The sequence below is a fragment of the Borrelia tillae genome, from assembly GCF_055693965.1.
In genome coordinates, this window is sequence record NZ_CM146346.1 from 458,940 (window position 1) to 476,441 (window position 17,502).

Annotated in this window: 18 protein-coding genes and 1 pseudogene; 11 read left to right on the plus strand and 8 right to left on the minus strand. The window is 28.4% G+C overall.

What is annotated here, in order from left to right; genetic code table 11:
* Positions 1 to 14 precede the first annotated feature (14 nt).
* The 9 genes from recF (at position 15) to ACWUD1_RS02255 (ending at position 7,384) form a co-directional block, all read left to right on the plus strand.
* Positions 15 to 1,082, plus strand: coding sequence for a DNA replication/repair protein RecF (gene recF / locus ACWUD1_RS02215; protein WP_472756895.1), 1,068 nt, complete (start codon positions 15 to 17; stop codon positions 1,080 to 1,082).
* Positions 1,063 to 1,362: a hypothetical protein gene (locus tag ACWUD1_RS02220; RefSeq protein WP_472756231.1), complete on the plus strand. Its 300-nt coding sequence runs from the start codon at positions 1,063 to 1,065 to the stop codon at positions 1,360 to 1,362. The genes recF and ACWUD1_RS02220 overlap by 20 nt, the downstream gene beginning before the upstream one ends.
* Before the next feature lie 91 nt (positions 1,363 to 1,453).
* Positions 1,454 to 1,609, plus strand: a complete 156-nt coding sequence (gene rpmH, locus ACWUD1_RS02225) for a 50S ribosomal protein L34 (protein WP_472756232.1) — start codon at positions 1,454 to 1,456, stop codon at positions 1,607 to 1,609.
* Complete coding sequence (gene rnpA, locus ACWUD1_RS02230; RefSeq protein WP_472756233.1) at positions 1,590 to 1,946, plus strand: ribonuclease P protein component; 357 nt, start codon at positions 1,590 to 1,592, stop codon at positions 1,944 to 1,946. The genes rpmH and rnpA overlap by 20 nt, the downstream gene beginning before the upstream one ends.
* Positions 1,933 to 3,579, plus strand: coding sequence for a membrane protein insertase YidC (gene yidC / locus ACWUD1_RS02235; RefSeq protein WP_472756234.1), 1,647 nt, complete (start codon positions 1,933 to 1,935; stop codon positions 3,577 to 3,579). Before rnpA ends, yidC begins: the two co-directional genes overlap by 14 nt.
* Positions 3,576 to 4,301, plus strand: a complete 726-nt coding sequence (jag, locus tag ACWUD1_RS02240; RefSeq protein ID WP_472756235.1) for an RNA-binding cell elongation regulator Jag/EloR — start codon at positions 3,576 to 3,578, stop codon at positions 4,299 to 4,301. Before yidC ends, jag begins: the two co-directional genes overlap by 4 nt.
* Positions 4,302 to 4,404: 103 nt before the next feature.
* Positions 4,405 to 5,460, plus strand: a complete 1,056-nt coding sequence (locus ACWUD1_RS02245) for an NAD-dependent epimerase/dehydratase family protein (RefSeq protein ID WP_472756236.1) — start codon at positions 4,405 to 4,407, stop codon at positions 5,458 to 5,460.
* A gap of 183 nt (positions 5,461 to 5,643) precedes the next feature.
* A complete protein-coding gene (gene fbaA, locus ACWUD1_RS02250) occupies positions 5,644 to 6,723 on the plus strand; it encodes a class II fructose-bisphosphate aldolase (protein ID WP_472756237.1) in 1,080 nt (359 codons plus the stop codon).
* A gap of 250 nt (positions 6,724 to 6,973) precedes the next feature.
* Entirely contained in the window at positions 6,974 to 7,384 is a 411-nt protein-coding gene (locus ACWUD1_RS02255; protein ID WP_472756238.1) for an Hsp20/alpha crystallin family protein, read from the plus strand.
* Positions 7,385 to 7,420: 36 nt separating this feature from the next.
* Here the strand turns inward: ACWUD1_RS02255 and aspS are convergent, their stop codons facing one another.
* The 7 genes from aspS to ACWUD1_RS02290 are packed head-to-tail and all read right to left on the minus strand — an operon-like array spanning position 7,421 to position 14,245.
* Complete coding sequence (aspS, locus tag ACWUD1_RS02260; protein WP_472756239.1) at positions 7,421 to 9,169, minus strand: aspartate--tRNA ligase; 1,749 nt, start codon at positions 9,167 to 9,169, stop codon at positions 7,421 to 7,423.
* A gap of 3 nt (positions 9,170 to 9,172) precedes the next feature.
* On the minus strand, positions 9,173 to 11,293 hold the full coding sequence (locus ACWUD1_RS02265) for a cation:proton antiporter domain-containing protein (RefSeq protein ID WP_472756240.1): 2,121 nt from the start codon (positions 11,291 to 11,293) through the stop codon (positions 9,173 to 9,175).
* Positions 11,290 to 11,571 (minus strand): HPr family phosphocarrier protein, encoded by a 282-nt coding sequence (locus ACWUD1_RS02270; protein ID WP_472756241.1) that lies wholly within the window; start codon positions 11,569 to 11,571, stop codon positions 11,290 to 11,292. The genes ACWUD1_RS02265 and ACWUD1_RS02270 overlap by 4 nt, the downstream gene beginning before the upstream one ends.
* Positions 11,572 to 11,585: 14 nt before the next feature.
* Positions 11,586 to 11,882, minus strand: coding sequence for an HPF/RaiA family ribosome-associated protein (locus ACWUD1_RS02275; RefSeq protein WP_472756242.1), 297 nt, complete (start codon positions 11,880 to 11,882; stop codon positions 11,586 to 11,588).
* Complete coding sequence (rpoN, locus tag ACWUD1_RS02280) at positions 11,857 to 13,125, minus strand: RNA polymerase factor sigma-54 (RefSeq protein WP_472756243.1); 1,269 nt, start codon at positions 13,123 to 13,125, stop codon at positions 11,857 to 11,859. The genes ACWUD1_RS02275 and rpoN overlap by 26 nt, the downstream gene beginning before the upstream one ends.
* 2 nt (positions 13,126 to 13,127) lie before the next feature.
* Positions 13,128 to 13,661, minus strand: a complete 534-nt coding sequence (locus ACWUD1_RS02285; protein ID WP_472756244.1) for a chromate transporter — start codon at positions 13,659 to 13,661, stop codon at positions 13,128 to 13,130.
* Complete coding sequence (locus ACWUD1_RS02290) at positions 13,658 to 14,245, minus strand: chromate transporter (protein WP_472756245.1); 588 nt, start codon at positions 14,243 to 14,245, stop codon at positions 13,658 to 13,660. Before ACWUD1_RS02290 ends, ACWUD1_RS02285 begins: the two co-directional genes overlap by 4 nt.
* 189 nt (positions 14,246 to 14,434) lie before the next feature.
* Between ACWUD1_RS02290 and ACWUD1_RS02295 the strand changes: the two genes are divergently transcribed.
* Complete coding sequence (locus ACWUD1_RS02295) at positions 14,435 to 15,301, plus strand: mechanosensitive ion channel family protein (RefSeq protein WP_472756246.1); 867 nt, start codon at positions 14,435 to 14,437, stop codon at positions 15,299 to 15,301.
* On the opposite strand, the gene ACWUD1_RS02300 is transcribed toward ACWUD1_RS02295, so the two are convergent.
* A complete protein-coding gene (locus tag ACWUD1_RS02300; RefSeq protein WP_472756247.1) occupies positions 15,298 to 16,452 on the minus strand; it encodes a glycosyltransferase in 1,155 nt (384 codons plus the stop codon). The two genes, ACWUD1_RS02295 and ACWUD1_RS02300, sit on opposite strands and share 4 nt — an antisense overlap.
* Positions 16,453 to 16,511: 59 nt before the next feature.
* Between ACWUD1_RS02300 and holA the strand changes: the two are divergent.
* Positions 16,512 to 17,495 (plus strand): annotated as a pseudogene (holA, locus tag ACWUD1_RS02305) (DNA polymerase III subunit delta).
* The last annotated feature ends 7 nt before the right edge of the window (positions 17,496 to 17,502 follow it).

Consider the following 17,502-nt stretch of genomic DNA (forward strand, 5'->3'; position numbering starts at 1 on the left):
TTTTTATTGGCAAGATGATAAAGAAAATTGAGTTTTTTAATTTCAAGAATATAGAAAATCAGGTAGTTAATTTTGATTTTGATCATATTTATTTTTGTGGAGAGAATGGTTCAGGCAAGACCAATATCCTTGATGCTATTTATTGTCTTGCTTTTGCATCTTCATTTTTAGTTAATACTGATAGAGAGCTTATTACATATGGCAAGACTGAATTTTATTTAAAGTGTTTTTATGAAACCAAAGGAACGTATGGAGAGATTAATTTATTGCTTAGAAATGGACGCAAAGAAGTAAAGGTGAATAATAATCTTATAAAAGATAGAAAAGATTTGATATTAAATATTCCATCAATTGTTTTTTCAAGCTATGATACAGACTTTATCATTGGATCTCCAGTTAAAAAGAGATGGTTTTTTGATCAGGCTATAAGTTTTGTTTCGTTAAGTTATTTGGATTCTTTAAGGAGATATCGAAAGATTTTGAAACAAAGAAATTTAATATTAAAAGAAGGCAATAGAGATTTACTTAAAGTTTACAATGAAATTTTTGTCGATTGTGCTCTTGAGATAACAAAAATGAGGGAAAATTTTGTAAAATATTTTTATGAGTTCTTTAAATATTATTACTCTTTTGTTTTTGATGCGTCTTATAATTTGGAAGTTAAATATTTACCTTCTGTTAAATGTGGCGGAAGGGATGAGTTCTTGCAGGTTTTACGTTTAAAAGAAAAAGATGAACTTTTAAATGAAAGTACTTTAATAGGTCCGCACAGGGATTTATATGAGATATCAAGTGGAGAGAGGGTATTGACCCATCATTTGTCAACAGGGCAAATTAGAGCACTTGCTTTAATTTATAGACTTGCTCAAGTCATGATTCTTAATAAGCGACTTGGCATAGCTCCTATTTTGCTTTTTGACGATGTGTTTTTAGAATTGGATAGTATAAGGCGCAAGAAGGTTTTTGAAGTCTTGCCAAAAGATTCCCAATGTTTCTTTACTTTTTTGGATGATTGTTATGATATTAAAAGAAACAATAATTTTATAATATACAGGGTTAAAAATGGAAAAATTGAGCTTTAAGAAAGCTTCTGATGTACTTAAAGAATATTTAAATTTAAATATTCATGCTAATAAAAATTTGAATACTAGTTTGATGTTATCTCAAAATTGGCAAATTCTATTTAAAGACCTTTCTAGTAACGTAAAATTATTACATGTGAGAGATAATAAGATATTATTTGTTTCTGTTAAGAATTCAAGTGTTTTGTATAATATTACTCTTAATAAATCAAGAATAATAAAATTAATAAAGGAATCTACAGGTCTTGAAATTGTAGATATAAAGGTTTTGATAAGATAATTTGATTGACAATTGTAATTGTATAATATAATATTGTAGTGTTTAACTTATATCTTATGATTGAAGATGTGTTTTTAATGGGAGGGTGTTTTTGAAGAGAACTTATCAGCCGAGTCGGGTTAAGAGAAACAGAAAATTTGGATTTAGAGCTAGGATGAAAACTAAGACCGGAAGACTTATTCTGGCAAGAAGAAGGGCCAAGGGACGCACAAAATTAACTGTTTCTGATGAGAAAAAGAAATATTAATATAAAATCGAAAGTAGAAATTCAGGAACTTTTTAAGAGCGGTAAATTTATTAAAATAGAAGGAATTAGTGTGTTTTATAAATTTACAAGCTTGGCGTTTTCTAGAATACTGATCACCTTCCCCAAAATTTTTAAAGGTGCTGTTAAGAGAAATCGTGTTAGAAGAATTTTTAAGGAATGTTTTAGGAAACAGGTTGTTTTATTTAAAGATAAGTGTGTTGATTTTATTTTCGTAATTTATCCTCAAAGAGCAGATTTGAATTATTATGAAGCTGAAATGGTACTAAAGGGTATAAGTATGTATGTGTTACGAAGAGGAAGATGTGAGTCAAAGTAAAAGGATTTTCAGAGCTATTTATTTGTCCTTGTTTTTTATTGGTATTTTTATGATTATTGATGATCTCTTTTTCTATCAAAAATCTTCTTATGTCATGGATAAGGAGATTGGGTTTGACTTGAATAAAGATTTTGATATTGATACTTATTTACTTGATGAGGGTCATTCTTTGAATTTGCTTGCCGATTCTAAAGATATTGGTGTTGAGACTGACATATATTATGCGGTCTTTTCTACATTTGGCGGGAATTTGATTTCGCTCAAGCTTAAAAACCATTTAAATTTAGATAAAGAACCAACAGAAATAGTTAAAATTGGTATGCCCGCTAAGGAAAGTCTTTTTTATATCACGTTTGATTATTTAACTAAAAGCTTATTTACCTATGATAGGGTAGATGACTATACACATGATTTTAAGACCAATTTTGAATATAAGGGTAAACATTATAAGTACGTAAAGAGATATACATTTTCAAGTAAAAATGAGTATTTGATCAGACTAGAGGTCTTTTTAAATAATATTGATGTTAATGAGGCTATTGATATTGATGCTTATAAGTTTATATTAAGTTCTGATATTGAAAAATTAGGTGATAGAGGAAAGTTTCAATACAATAATTATTTATCTCAGGCTATTTATTATGATAATAAACTTAGATATGGTAAAGATGGTTTAAGTGTTATTAATCCTAAGTGGGTTGGCTCAAGTACTAAGTATTTTGAAGTTTTAGTTTCAAAAGCAAACATGAATATGGATATTGAATTTAAGCAAGAAAATAAAATTTTAAAAGCTTTTATTTTAAATAAAGTTGATGATAAAAAGATTGATGATACTTTTTATATTTATGCAGGGCCTAAAGATAATGGATATCTCAATATTTTTGATAAAGATACTCTTAATAGTTTTGGTTTGTCTGATACTGCATTTGGGATGTCTGTGGAGAAGGGTTCATTATACTTTATTCAAGTTCCTATGCAGTTGATAATGCAAACTTTTTATAATGTTATTCCCAATTGGGGGCTTTCAATAATGTTTTTAACAATTGTTGTAAGAATACTTATATTTCCTTTAACTTTTAAGAGTTTTAGGGCTACATCGGAACTTTCTAAATTACAACCTAAAATGAAAGAGATACAAGTAAAATTTAAAAATGATCCTAAGAGATTAAATGAAGAGATGGGCAAACTTTATAGAGAAGAAGGCGTTAATCCTCTTGGAGGGTGTTTGCCTGTTCTTTTGCAACTACCTGTGTTTTTTGCTCTTTATGGGCTTGTAAATAATTTCTTTTTACTAAGGGGGGCTAGTTTTATTCCGGGTTGGATTGATGATTTATCAATTGGTGATAGCATATATTATTTTGGGTATAAAGTTTTTTTATGGACTGATATTAGAATTTTACCTTTTATTATGATGATTACTCAGTTGTTCTCTACAATGATTAGTTCTAATGTTAATTTTAAGAGTCTTGGTTCACAACAAAAAGTTTTATATTTTGGTATGCCCATGATGTTTTTTTTCATACTTTATGATATGCCATCAGGACTTTTGATTTATTGGGTTACAACTAATGTTTTTACTATTTTGCAACAATACTATATAAAGATGATTGTATCTGAAAGGAGGAGCAGATGAGTTATGAATTTTATGGAAAAACAGAGCAAGAAGCAATTAAAAAGGCCATGAGAGATCTTGATTTAAGAGAAGGCGAATTTGATGTAGAGATTCTGGATAAAGAAAAAGTTGGATTTCTATTTAAAAAAGAAATGATTAAGATCAAAGTATCTCCTCATGTGAAGGAAGAAGTTACATTAAAGTCTAATGTTCAGATTAATGATAAGGTTTATGCTAAGGCTTTAGACTTTATTAAAGAAATGATAAATAAAATGGGTTATTGTGTTGAGTTGAAGATTGAATCCAAAGAAGGTGACTACATTAAGATTGGTATCGAGACAGACAGTCCAAATATATTGATTGGGAGAGAAGGAAAAAATTTGGATGCTCTACAGCTTTTAGCAAATGTTTATGTGTCTAGGCTTATTGGGGAGAATGGTAATTTTAATAGAATAATATTAGATATTGAAGATTATAGAGAAAGATTTAAATCAAGATTTATTAATTTGGCAATCAATTCTTTGCATAAGGTTAAGAGGAGTAGACGTTCTGTTCTTTTGCCAACCATGAATCCTTTTGAGAGAAGAATTATTCATACTACTTTAAATCGTTATAGTGATATTAAGACAGAGAGTGAAGGTGATGGAAATCTAAAGCGAGTTAGAATTTCTTATGTTAGAAATAGTAAATATAATAATAATTTTCGTAGTTATCACAAAAGGGATTCTAATATTAGAAAGTAAAAATCTTATTTCCTGATATTAGTAAACCAATAACTTATGATTAATTTAAGTTTTGATCAAAATTTAATTTTTTGTTTATATAGTAATGTATGGGGATTATTGTATGAAAGTGTTTTTAACAGGTGTTGCAGGATTTATTGGGTTTCATGTTGCCAAGAAGCTTGCTGATAGTGGGCATGAGGTCTTAGGTATTGATATCTTAAATGATTATTATGAACCTGATCTTAAATATGAAAGATTGAAAGTTTTAGGATTTGAACGTGATGATATCAATAGGAGAAGTGTTGTTCAGAGTAATAAATATAATAATTTAAGATTTATCTACCTTGATATCTTAAATAAAAAACAAATTATATCTATTTTTGGTGATTATAAATTTACGCATGTTTGTCATTTGGCAGCTCAGGCTGGTATTAGGGATAGCATTGAGAATCCCGATAGTTATATTTCAGTTAATATTGTTGGATTTTTTAATGTCATAGATGCATGCAGAATACATAAAAATTATATTGAGCATTTTGTTTATGCTTCAACATCTGCAGTATATGGCATAAATGAAAAAATGCCTTCAGATGAAGATAGTATTACTGATCATCCTTTAAATTTATATGCGGCTAGTAAGAAATCCAATGAAGTAATAGCTCATGCTTATAGCGCATCTTTTAATATTCCAACAACAGGATTAAGGTTTTTTACAGTTTATGGTCCTTATGGGCGACCTGATATGGCATTGCATTTGTTTGCGGATGGCATCGAAAAACAAACTCCCATTGATGTTTTCAATAATGGAAATATGGCTAGGGATTTTACATATGTAGATGATGTTGTAGATGCTGTTTATAATGTACTTCAAAAGCCAGCCCAAGGTGATAGTAATTTTGATGTACAAAATCCTAAATCTTCAAATTCAATTGCTCCTTATACAATATATAATGTGGGTACAGGAAATGCTATTAGATTGATGGATTTTATTAATGAGCTTGAAATAAATTTTGGAAAAAAGGCTTGTAAAAATTTTTTACCTATGCAAAAAGCAGATGTTATTGAGAGTTGTTGTAATGTTTCAAAACTTAAAAATGATTTTGCTTATGGATCTCTAATTTCTGTTAAGGAAGGAATTAAAAAATTTGCAAATTGGTATAAATCCAAGATTATCTAAGATAATTTAAGTAATTTTTTGGTAAGAGAATATTTTATTTATTAGTTTTTATGAATTTTGTTTGCCCGAAAATAGAGTCAATTTTTATTTAAAATAATATAATAAAAATATAAAGGTTATAAGAGTGTGTTATGAAAGATACACAATATATATGCCAATTTATGAGGCAGGAGGGTGTTATATATGGGTGTTTTAGATAAAATTAAGCCCGGAGTAGTTTATGGTAAGGAATTGCATACTTTGTATGAAATATGTAAGAGTGAAGGATTTGCAATTCCTGCAATTAACTGTATAGGTACAAATTCAATTAATACAGTTTTGGAAGCGGCAAAAGAAATTAATTCTCCGATTATGATACAATTTTCAAATGGTGGGTCTTCCTTTGTTGCTGGTAAAGGATTAAAGGTTGAAAATCCTCAAGGCACAGCTGTACTTGGGGCCATTTCAGGTGCTATGCATGTACATTTGATGGCGGAATATTATGGAGTTCCAGTTGTGCTTCATACGGATCATTGTGCAAAAAAATTAATACCTTGGGTTGAAGGGCTTTTGGAATATGGAGAAAAATATTATAAAGAGAACAATAAGCCTTTATTCTCCTCACATATGTTAGATTTGTCTGAAGAGCCAATTAAAGAAAATATTGAGATTTCAAAAAAATTTTTAGAGAGAATGTCTAAAATAGAAATGTTTTTAGAGATTGAACTTGGCATTACTGGTGGCGAGGAGGATGGTGTTGATAATTCAGATAGGGCGCATCATGAGTTATTTTCGACCCCTGAGGATATTTACTATGGATATTCTGAACTCATGAAAGTGAGTCCTAATTTTCAAATTGCAGCGGCTTTTGGAAATGTTCATGGTGTTTATAAACCTGGAAATGTTAAACTTACTCCTACGGTATTACGAGATGGACAAAATTACGTTAAGTCAAAAACCAATGCAAACAATCCAAAGCCTGTCTCATATGTGTTCCATGGGGGTTCTGGCTCTACAATGGAAGAGATTCAAGAAGCGCTTTCTTATGGTGTTGTGAAAATGAATATTGATACAGACACTCAATGGGCTGCTTGGGAAGGTATATTAAATTATTATAAGAAAAATGAAAATAGATTGCAAGGTCAACTTGGTGATGGTAGTGATGCTGATGTCCCAAATAAAAAATTTTATGATCCGAGAATGTGGCTTAGAGAATCTGAGATTAGTATGAAAGAACGTGTAAAGCTTGCTTGTAAGAACCTTAATAATATTAATCGAAATTAATGATTCAGGCAATTGAGTGTAATTAAGGAGTTGAATTTGTCGCCTGCAGGGGCGACTTTTTTCATTTATGTGTATTTATTATACATAAATAGGTTTTTTTTATATTTAATGTTCCATCTATTCTCATTGTGTTTTTATTGCAATTATATTTTTCATTTGTTTGTTTAAATATTAAGTAAATATTTAAGTTGAAGGCTTGGTATGGTTTTTGCTTGAAGTTTTATATGCATTAATAAAAAAGGAGTTTGATATGTGGTTAACAAATTATAAGAAAAATCTTTTGGATTTTTTAAATGATGATTTTGATTTTGTGAATTCTAGAGGTGTACAAGATGTTCCGGTTAATATTAAAGATGAAGGAGATTCATTCATTCTTGAAGCTTACTTGCCCGGAATAGATAAAAAAGATATTTCGGTTTTAATTAAAAATGATTATTTGACAATAGCTTATGAAACTGGAACTGAAACTGAGGAGCAACATAATAAATATTTGAGAGTAGAGAAAAGAGATATTTCTTTTTCAAGAAGTTTTAGATTGTCTGGTAATATTGATCAAAATAGGATCAAATCAGAACTAAAAAATGGTGTTTTGTTTATTAAGCTTCCTAAAATGGAAGAAGTCATTAAGAAGAGCAAAGAGAAAAAGATAGAAATTGACTAAAGATGCCATGGTATCTTTAGTTTTTATAATTTGATTTCATGCTTTAATAAACAAGTTTAATTCTTGTAATTGTTCATTTGAAATCTTAGAGGGAGATTTATCAAGTGGGCTGGCTGCGAATGAATTTTTTGGGAAAAGTATGACGTCTTTTATTGAACTTGAATGAGTCATGAGCATTAATAGTCTATCAATGCCAATAGCTATGCCCCCATGAATAGGAGCCCCATATTCTAGTGCCCTTAAAAAAAAGCCAAATCTCTCTTCTGCTAGTGTGTTTTTAAATCCCACTATGTTAAAAATTTTTTGTTGAAGTTCTCTTGTATGAATTCTGATTGAACCTGAACCAAGTTCCATGCCGTTTAATACAAGATCATAGACTTCCCCTAATACTTTACTTGGATTGCTTTCTAACATATGGATATGTTTTAGTTTAGGAAGTGAGAACATATGATGAGCTGCTTTATAGCTTTTTAACTCTTCATCGTATTCAAATAGTGGGAAATCATAAATCCATAAGAACTCAAATGTACTCTTGTTTGCGAGATTGAGTTCAGTTGCAACCTTGATTCTAACTTGTCCCATGGCTTTGCAAGCAATTTCCCATGAATCAGCTATAAAAAATATTATGTCGTTGTTTTCAAGTGAATAAGTGTCAATTAGAATTTGCTTTATTTCATTTAAAAATTTGGAAATGCCCCCTGTAAATTCATTATTCTCTATTTTTGTAAAGTAAAGGTTTTGTGCCTTATAAATTTTGGCATGTTCTTCTAGATTATTGATCTTACTTCTTGAAAAATTATGAGCTTGATTTTTGATTATAAGCGCTTTTATTGCACCTTTATTTTGTATTGCATCTTTAAAAACACTAAATGATGATTGCTTGAAGTGTGTGCTCATGTCTTGTATTAATAATTCATATCGGATATCTGGCTTGTCACTTCCATATGTATTCATTGCATATTCGTAGGTCATTTTTTTGAACTTTTTAGGTAAAGTAATATTTAGTGTATTTTTAAAAACTGTGAAAATAAGATTTTCTATTAAATTAAATATATTTTCTTTCTTTATAAAGCTCATTTCAAGGTCAAGTTGTGTGAATTCTGGTTGTCTGTCACCTCTTGAGTCTTCATCTCTGTAACATCTAGCTATTTGAAAGTATTTATCAAGTCCAGCTATCATTGTAAGTTGTTTATAAAGTTGTGGTGATTGCGGTAGTGCATAAAAATGACCTTTATGTATTCTTGATGGAACAAGAAAATCCCTTGCTCCTTCTGGCGTTGCTTTGACAAATGTTGGAGTTTCTAATTCTAGAAAATCTTTTTTTGCTAAGTAATTTCTAATTATGTGAATTACCTTACTTCTGAGTATTATTTTTTGTTTTTGTTCTTCTCGTCTTAAGTCTAAGTATCTATATTCAAGTCTTGTATTATCACTTGCATTATTATTGTCTTCAATCATAAAGGGCAATTCATTACATTTGGAAATTATGTGTATATTTTCTGCAAGTATTTCAAATGCCCCTGTTCTCATTTCTTTATTTACAAGTTCTGAAGGTCTTAATTCTAGTTTGCCTTGGACTTTAATGCAGTATTCCATTTTTATTTGTGATGCTATTTTTAAAAGTTCTTCATCATTTATTAGTACTTGTGCTTCATCATATCTATCTCTAAGATTAATAAAGGTAACTTTTCCATGATGTCTTATTTTTTTTACCCAAGCATTTATTTCTACTCTCTTATTTACAAGTTTATTGTTTATCTGATTGCATTTAATAATATTAAACATAATTTATCCTACTATTATATTATAAATTTCTTTGTTAGTTTTAGCTTTAAGCATTGCTTTTTTATTAGCTTCGACTTTGCCTACAATAGATGCTAAAATTCGAGGGTAATTAATATACTCTTTTGCTGGATATAATATTAATATGAAGATAAGACTTAGGTTCTTATCAATGGCATTAAAGTCAATCCCAGTATGACTGATGCCAATGGCAATATGCATTTTTTTAATTAAATTAGTCTTTAAGTGCGGTATTGCAAATCCTTCTTTAAGGGCTGTAGTTATGAGTTTTTCTCTTTTCATTAAGTCTTGTAATATTGCCTCTTTGTCAATGTCAACTTTTATTACATTCAGCAGTTCTCTGAGTACGTCAGTTTTATTGGTTGATTTTAAGTTTAAGATGATATTTTCCTCTTTAATTCTTTTATCTAATGCGATGTTACTTCGTATTTTGTAGTAATTGGTTGAGTAATCTAATTTTTGTGCCTTCTCAGCAACGGTTTTAACCTCATCAGTTATTCTTTCTAGATTTAAAATGGTTTCTCTAAATAAATCTTTTATGATGATTAGATGTTTGTTTGGGCATTCTAATGTAATTTTACTCCCTTCTCTTTTTATTGATATTGCAACGTCATTTCGTCTTGCGTTTATGTATTGAGAGAAATCATTTTTTACTTGTTGAGTGAAAAATCCTTCATTTCTGAGTTCATTCTTCAAGTCCCATACAAGTATTTTTGTTAGGTTGTCATATTTAAGTGATACCGTGATTTGAGTGTTATTTTCTGTTTTAATTTCTTTTCTTAGTCCATTTTTGTTTATTTGGAATAATAAATTGATTATTGGTGTTGCAATGATTGTTGGTAAGAATACTATTATTATGATTATTCCAAATATTTTTTGGCTTATAAATTCAGAAGATAATGCGACATTTGCAATAATTAGTGATATTTCTCCTCTTGGAACCATGCCAAAAGCTATTCTTAGTGAGCCTAATTTGTTAAAGCCCAAGAAACATGATGGAATAAAACAATATATAATTTTGGTTGCTATGGCTATGAAGCTAAGCAGAATTCCGAGCATTAATACTTCTTTTGATAATATTACATTGATGTCAGCCATAAGGCCTATTGATGTAAAGAATACTGGTATAAAAAACCTTTCAAATATTGTTAATTTATCATGAATTACACATACAATATCTGTTTTTGACATGGCAAGTCCAAATATGTAAGCTCCAATTACAAATGACATACCTAAATTTTGAAAAAAACTTGCAACGATAAAGGTAAAAGTAATAGTTATTACGGTTGCTAATGTGACACTGTTGAAGCTTTTGAGTAATTTTGAAATTGGTTCTGATAGTAAGATTAAGATGAATGTTAAACAAAACCAAATTAGTATATTTTTGATTGTAGCTGTAATTGAGATAGCAATATCAAGATCCGAGAGCGATCTTGATATTGTTATCACACTTGTCAGCATAATCATTGAAAGTACGTCATCAATTATTGAAGTTGATATTATTGTTACTCCTTCTGATGTGCTCATTTTTTTTCTAGCAGATAGAATGCTTGCAGCAATTCCCGCAGAAGAAGGAGTTGCAATAATTCCTATAAATAAAGCTGTGGGACTAATGAATTGCACATCAAATAGGATAGTGGATATCAATGCAAAGCTTGTAAAAGTGCCTATGACCTCTGTTATCCCTATTAATCCCCCACGTGGTAAAAATTTAAGGAATAATTTTAAATCAGTTTCAAGACCTGCCATGAAGAGTAAAATAATCGATGCTATTGTTGATATTGCAAATATTTCTTCATTTATTAAATAATTATCACCAACAGTAATGATTCCCGATGGAAATAATAAAGGTATTTTAATCTTACCAAGAAATGTTGGACTTAAGATTATGCCTGCTGTGATTTGTCCTATTACTTTTGGGATTCCGAATTTGCCTACTAAGTTTCCAAGTAAACTAGCTGATATTACAATTATTGCTAGACTCATTATGAAAGAAGAGATTTTAGCATCGATATTGTAACCGGTGTCTTTCATATAGTCTACCGAGCCAAATGAAAGGATCGGGTTTATAATAAATAATAATTGGTATAATATTTTTTTGTTCATTTTTTAATCTCTTTTTGAAAGTTTGATTTTAATAGATTTGATAGTTTATCACTTACTTCAGATTCTTCGTTGCCATCTACGATAACTGTTATTTTTTCTTTATATATGACCCCAAGTATCATAATTTCAACTGTAGATTTGGCATCAGCTTCTCGTCCATCTTCTGTTACTAGCTTTATATTACAAGAAGAATACTTACTTGCAAGTTCTGCTATCATACTTGATGGCCTTGAATGAAGTCCTTCTTTATGAGTTATTTCAATTGTTACCTGTTGCATTTATTTTTATTTGTTTATTTTAATGTTCCTCTTTTATCTTTTTCTTTGTTTGCTGAATTTTGTAATCTTTCTATTAAACGTTCTATCAATGCATATAATTCTTTCCCTTGCTCTTTAATATGTATGATTTTTCCCCAGTTGAAGTGAAGATGTGCATCTAAATCAAAAATATCATTTTCTTTTTTGATTGTTATTTTAAGACTTTCTGAGTTTTGTTTAATATGTATTTTAAGTTTTTCTAACTTTTTTATGATAAAGTCTTTTGTGGTATCGCTTAAATGATAATTAATAGATTGTATTGTAGGTTCCATAAAATTCCCCTTTAAATTTTAATTCATTTCTATATTTATTTACAGTTCTTCTTGAAATAGTGATTCCTTTGGATTTTAGTATAGCAGAAATTTGACTATCTACCATGTTTTTATTTTGTTCTAATATTCGCCTGATTATTATTTTAATGCTTAATTTTGAAAATTCATTTGTTTTGGCACCTCCAATTGAATTGAATAATTTTCTGATTGGTATTGTACCCCAATTAAATTGCAAATATTTATTTTTTATTGCTCTTGATATAGTTGATCTTGATAGATTAATTTTGACTGATATATCATCTAATTTCATTGGTCGTAGACTTTTAAATCCTCTTCTTAAAAATTCTTTTTGCAGTGTGTATATTGCTATTCCTATCTTAGCTAATGTTTCATCTCTGTATTTTAAAGATTCAATTAGCCATTTTGCTTGTTTATATTTTTTTGAATCTTTGATTTTTTGTTTTTTAATTTCTTTTTTAAAAATATTAACTTCTTTGATTTTAAGCTTAAGTTTATTGTCTTTGTTAATAACAATGATATCCGGTTCAATATAATCATTTGCATTGTCTTGATCTTGGAACTCAGATGTGGGGTTAGGATTGAGTTTAAGTTTAATTGTTTCAAGGGCATAATGTAAGTCTTGGGTGCTGATATTAAGCTCTTTTTTTAGCCTGTCTTGATTATTGTTAAGCAAATCTGCTCTTTTGAGGATTTGAATTATGTTAGTATCTAATTTGTGATGTTTTGCTTGTACTATTAATGATTCTATGATATTGGGTACACAGATTCCTATTGGATCAAATTTTTGAATTAGTGCGATTATCTTAGCTACTTGAGGACAATCTTCTTTTTTAAACAAATCATAGGGGTTAATTATATAAAATCCTTTGCTGTTTAGATTATTGATTATGATTTCTCCTATATTGATTTCAATTTGACTGAGTCTTTGAATTCTTAACTGTACTAGAAGATATTCTTTAAGAGAGGTCTTAAGTGATATTTTAGTTAGTGCAATTTCATGTTGTGTTTTATGATTATCATTTTTATATAGAAATTTTTTAAATCTATAGGATTTTAACGCTTCAAAAAATATTTTATTTTGATCTACTTGTAGATATTCATTATTTTCAATTTCGTCTGATATGATTTTTATCAATTCTTTTTGGGCAAGACTTATCATTTGGATTGTGTTAGTTTGCATTATTTGTAATTTTTGTGTTAGTTTTAAGTTTTGTTTAAGCATCTCTACATAAAAATATACATTATACCACTAAATATTATTAGTAGTGCAGTAGTAATATTTTTATAAAGTAATAAAACTATTAAGTTTAATCCTGCAAGTATAAAGCTTTTTAAAAATTCTGTGTTGTTATGACTTGTTTTTAAGAAAATACTTTCAATCATAATAACTATTGTCATTATCCATAATGCTATGATGACTGGTCTTAGGTGTTGAAGGTAGTAATTTATAAAGTTTATTTTATGCAGTATCAATGTTATAAGGGTAATGACTAGTATTGGTGCGGTTATTAAAGCTATTGTGGCAATTATTGCGCCAGGGATTCCACCTACTTTTGTACCCACATATGTTGCTATATTGGTGGCAATGGGACCAGGAGTGATTCTAGATATTGTGATGACATTAATAAATTCTTCTTTTGTAATCCATCCTTGATTATTAATAATTTCTTTATTTATAATTGTCGCTATTCCATTCCCCCCACCGAAATTTAGAATTCCTATTTTAAAAAATGTGATAAATAAATTTATTAAGATCAAATCCGCGGTACCTTTTTTTTAAAAAAAAAATTCTTAGTAGTATATGTTCCAGCACATATTAATAAAGTTACTAGCAGTATATATAATAGATCTATTTGAAATTTATATAGTATGTATGTGATTAATAAACAAGTTAGCCATTTGAGTATTGATCGATTTAGCATTTTTTTTGAGAATTCAAATATTATAGTTGACATTATGATCGTTGATGATATTTTTGCACCAGTGAGAAACTTTTGAAGATATATATTATTTGAATTTAAATTTATATAAAGTGCTAGTATTGTAATTACGACTATGGATGGTAGTATGCCAGCAAAAGTTAGTATAATTGCACCTTTAAATCCTTTAAGTTTTTTCCCAATTAAGAATGCAAAATTAATAGCTGTTACTCCAGGAATTACGTTTGATGTTGCAAGTATATTATTGAAATCTTGTTCAGATATTAATTTTTTTTTATCCACAATGATTTTTTTAATTTCAGAGATTATTAATAGTCCTCCGCCAACTGTAAGCGTTGTTATTTTCAATATAAGATAGAATAATGATAGTAATTCATGCGTTGTCTCTTTTGTTTTATTCATGTATCTTTTCTGTCCTAAAAGCCTTAAAAAAATTAGAAATAATGATGAGAATCAACTCACACTAATAAATAGTACCATATTATATCTATTTATTAATATAATTGCTTTGAGCAATAGTTTTTGTTTTGCTGATAGATTTTTTGAAGATTGTATTTTTTATTGTGTCTTTATACTATAATTTAATAATTGATGGATGAACAACAGGGAATATTAAGTTTATTTAAAGAAATATTTGCTTTTCATGATTATGCTAACAAGCTTTTTGAAGCCGTAGTAGGTTATGGATTGAAAGTTTTAGTAGCGCTGGTAATATGGTATATTCTAAGGTTTTTTTTAAATAAATTAAGTAAATTTTTTTTTAAGGCTTTCAGGAAATCCAAATTGCGAATCACGTTGGATTCTACTGTTTTTGATTTTTTTGAGTCATTTTTACAGGTAATGACAGATGTAGTACTCATTTTGATGATTGTGCCTTATTTTGGTGTTCCTACAACTTCTATTTGGGCTGTATTTGGTTCTTTGGGTCTTGCAATTGGTCTTGCTACTCAGGGGATTTTATCTAACTTCGTTAGTGGATTCGTTGTTTTAAATTCCAATTTTTTTAAAATAGGCGATTATATTAGCTGTGATGATATTGAGGGGCAGGTAAAGCATATTCAAATATTTTTTACCACACTTAGAACTGTGGATGGTAAGATTATTAAGATTCCAAATAGTAAGTTTACAAATACTTCAGTTATTAATTTTTCTACAAGTCCCAAAAGGAGGATTTCTTTCAATTTTCAAGTGCCTTATGATATAAATATTAGTTTACTTAAAAGCAAAGTAGAAAACTTGGCATTTTCATTCAATAAGAATCAATATGGTATTGAAATTCCGAGTGTTATTGTAACAGAATATACTCCTTGTTATATAATCATGCAGATAAGATGTTTTGTAAAAACTGAGTTTTTTTGGGACTTTCAATATTTTATAGCAGAAAATATTAAGGGTGTTTTAGATGATATGGGAATAAAATTTCCCATCCATGTCTTGGATTTTAGTAAGTTGCATTAACATTGTTGATTTGAGATTATTTCAGAATAATACTGTTCAATTCTTTCTATGAAAAATGAACTTGAAAACATTATAGATAACTCTTCGGTATTTTTCTTCAAAGTTTGTAATTTTTCGTCATTTTCTATTATATCTTTCATGTATTTATATATGTCTTCATAACGGTCTATTAAGAATCCGTTTATTCCTTGTTGAATTACATTTTTGTATATTATGTCATTAATAAGTATTGCAGGTATTCCAGCAGTTAAGGCTTCAATTATTGTCATTGGGTACACTTCACTGTTTGATAGACTTGCAAATACATCAGATATTTTGTAATAATAATACATTTCTTCCCAAGGTATTGTTCCAATTAGTATTATTTGTTTTTCAAGCCCATATTGTTTTTTAAATTGTCTTACCTTGGTTTCTTCTTGTCCCTTTCCTATTAAAATAAGCTTACAATTTTTATTCTCTATTAAAAGTTTTTTTAAGTGTTTAATTAAAAGGTATATATTTTTTTCTTTATTTATTCTACCAACAAAGATTATGATTTTATCATTTTTACTTATGCCATGTTTATTTAAAATTTCTTGTCTTTTCTCTTGGTTAAAATTTTTTATGAAAAGTTTTCTGTCTATCCCATTTGGTATGATTTTATAGTCAGCGTTTTTTGCAAAATGAAAATACCTATCACGTGCTTTAATAGATGGATAGATGAAATGATGAGTCTTATCATAAAATTTTTTCATTATTTTGTCAGGATTAGTCAAATATTTAAGAATCCCTAAGTAGTGTAGATAATAATTCCACATTGTATGGTTTGTGTGAACAATTGGGATATTGTATTCTAATGCCATCTTTTTTCCAATTTTGCCCATAACAAATTCTGAGTGTGTATGTATTATTTCAGGTTTATATTCTTGTATTACTTTTCTTATTTTTTTTTTGCTTGGAAATGCTATTTTGGCGTCTACTTTGTGATTCAATGAAATTGAGGGATATCTGTAAACGTTATTTTCTTTTATTAAATCTGTCTTGTGAGATTTTGGACAAAAAATATAGACACTATGACCTTTTGCTTCAAATCCTTCTTTAATCTGCTTTACAGACGTTGCAACACCGTTTTTGTCGGGGAGGTATGTATCTGTAAATATTGCAATTTTCATATTTGCCTCTCACAATTGAAGTATAACATATTTGTTATTTGAATTATAATTTTATTTAAATGAAAGAAATTTATTTACTTTTAGGCAAAGAACAGGGATTAAAAGAAACTTATTTAAATAATATCTTGAGTAAGTTAAGTGTTGATGATGCATGTGTTACTAAACTTTTTTTGTCAGATTTGTCATCCCTGGAGCTTTCTGAACGACTTTTAACCAACTCTATCTTTTCCAAGAGAGAAATTTTTATTATTTATGAGGCTGAAAACTTAAAAAATAAAAAAGATTTGGAGTTGATGTATAATACAGTCTTAAAATCTTTAAATAAGATTATTATTTTTATTTCTAATGAAAACTCAATCAATTTTGATCCTAAAGGTTCTATTAATTTAATTAAGAAAGTTTTTTATGAGTTATCTTATAATGATAGATTTTCATTTGTAAAGAAAAATTTTTTTGAGCTTGGGATTAAAATTACGGATTAAGCAATAAATTTAATGCTTTTTATGCTAGATGCTGACACTAAAGTTTTGCAATTTTATATAAATTCTTTTGCTCTTATAGTTAAGAATAAAATCATTGATGAACATGACATCAGTTCTTGGCTTAGTTTCGTACGTCCTGAAAATACTTTTTCCTTATTCGAGTCAATTCTGATGAAAAATCTAAAATGTTCTTTAGTTAAATTTAGAGCCATTCTGGCACAAGGTGAGGATTTGATTAATGTTTTAATGAGTCTTAGTTGGCAATTCAAAAAATTTTTAAAGGTTAAGATTGATTGTGAAAATTCACATAATATTTCACCTGTCTTTAAAAAGCATAAAATATTTGTCTCACTAGAAAAAGTTTATAAAATGGGATTTGAAAATTATTCAATTTTTGATATCAAATTTGTTTTGAAAATTCTACATAAATTTGACTTATATGCAAGAATTTATGGTAAAAATATGCACTTGAATTTGTCATATTTTATGATATTTATCTTATTAAGTCAGGATGATACCATGTTGAGTAGTTTTTCTTTCAAATCTGAATGTAATTTTTAAATATTTT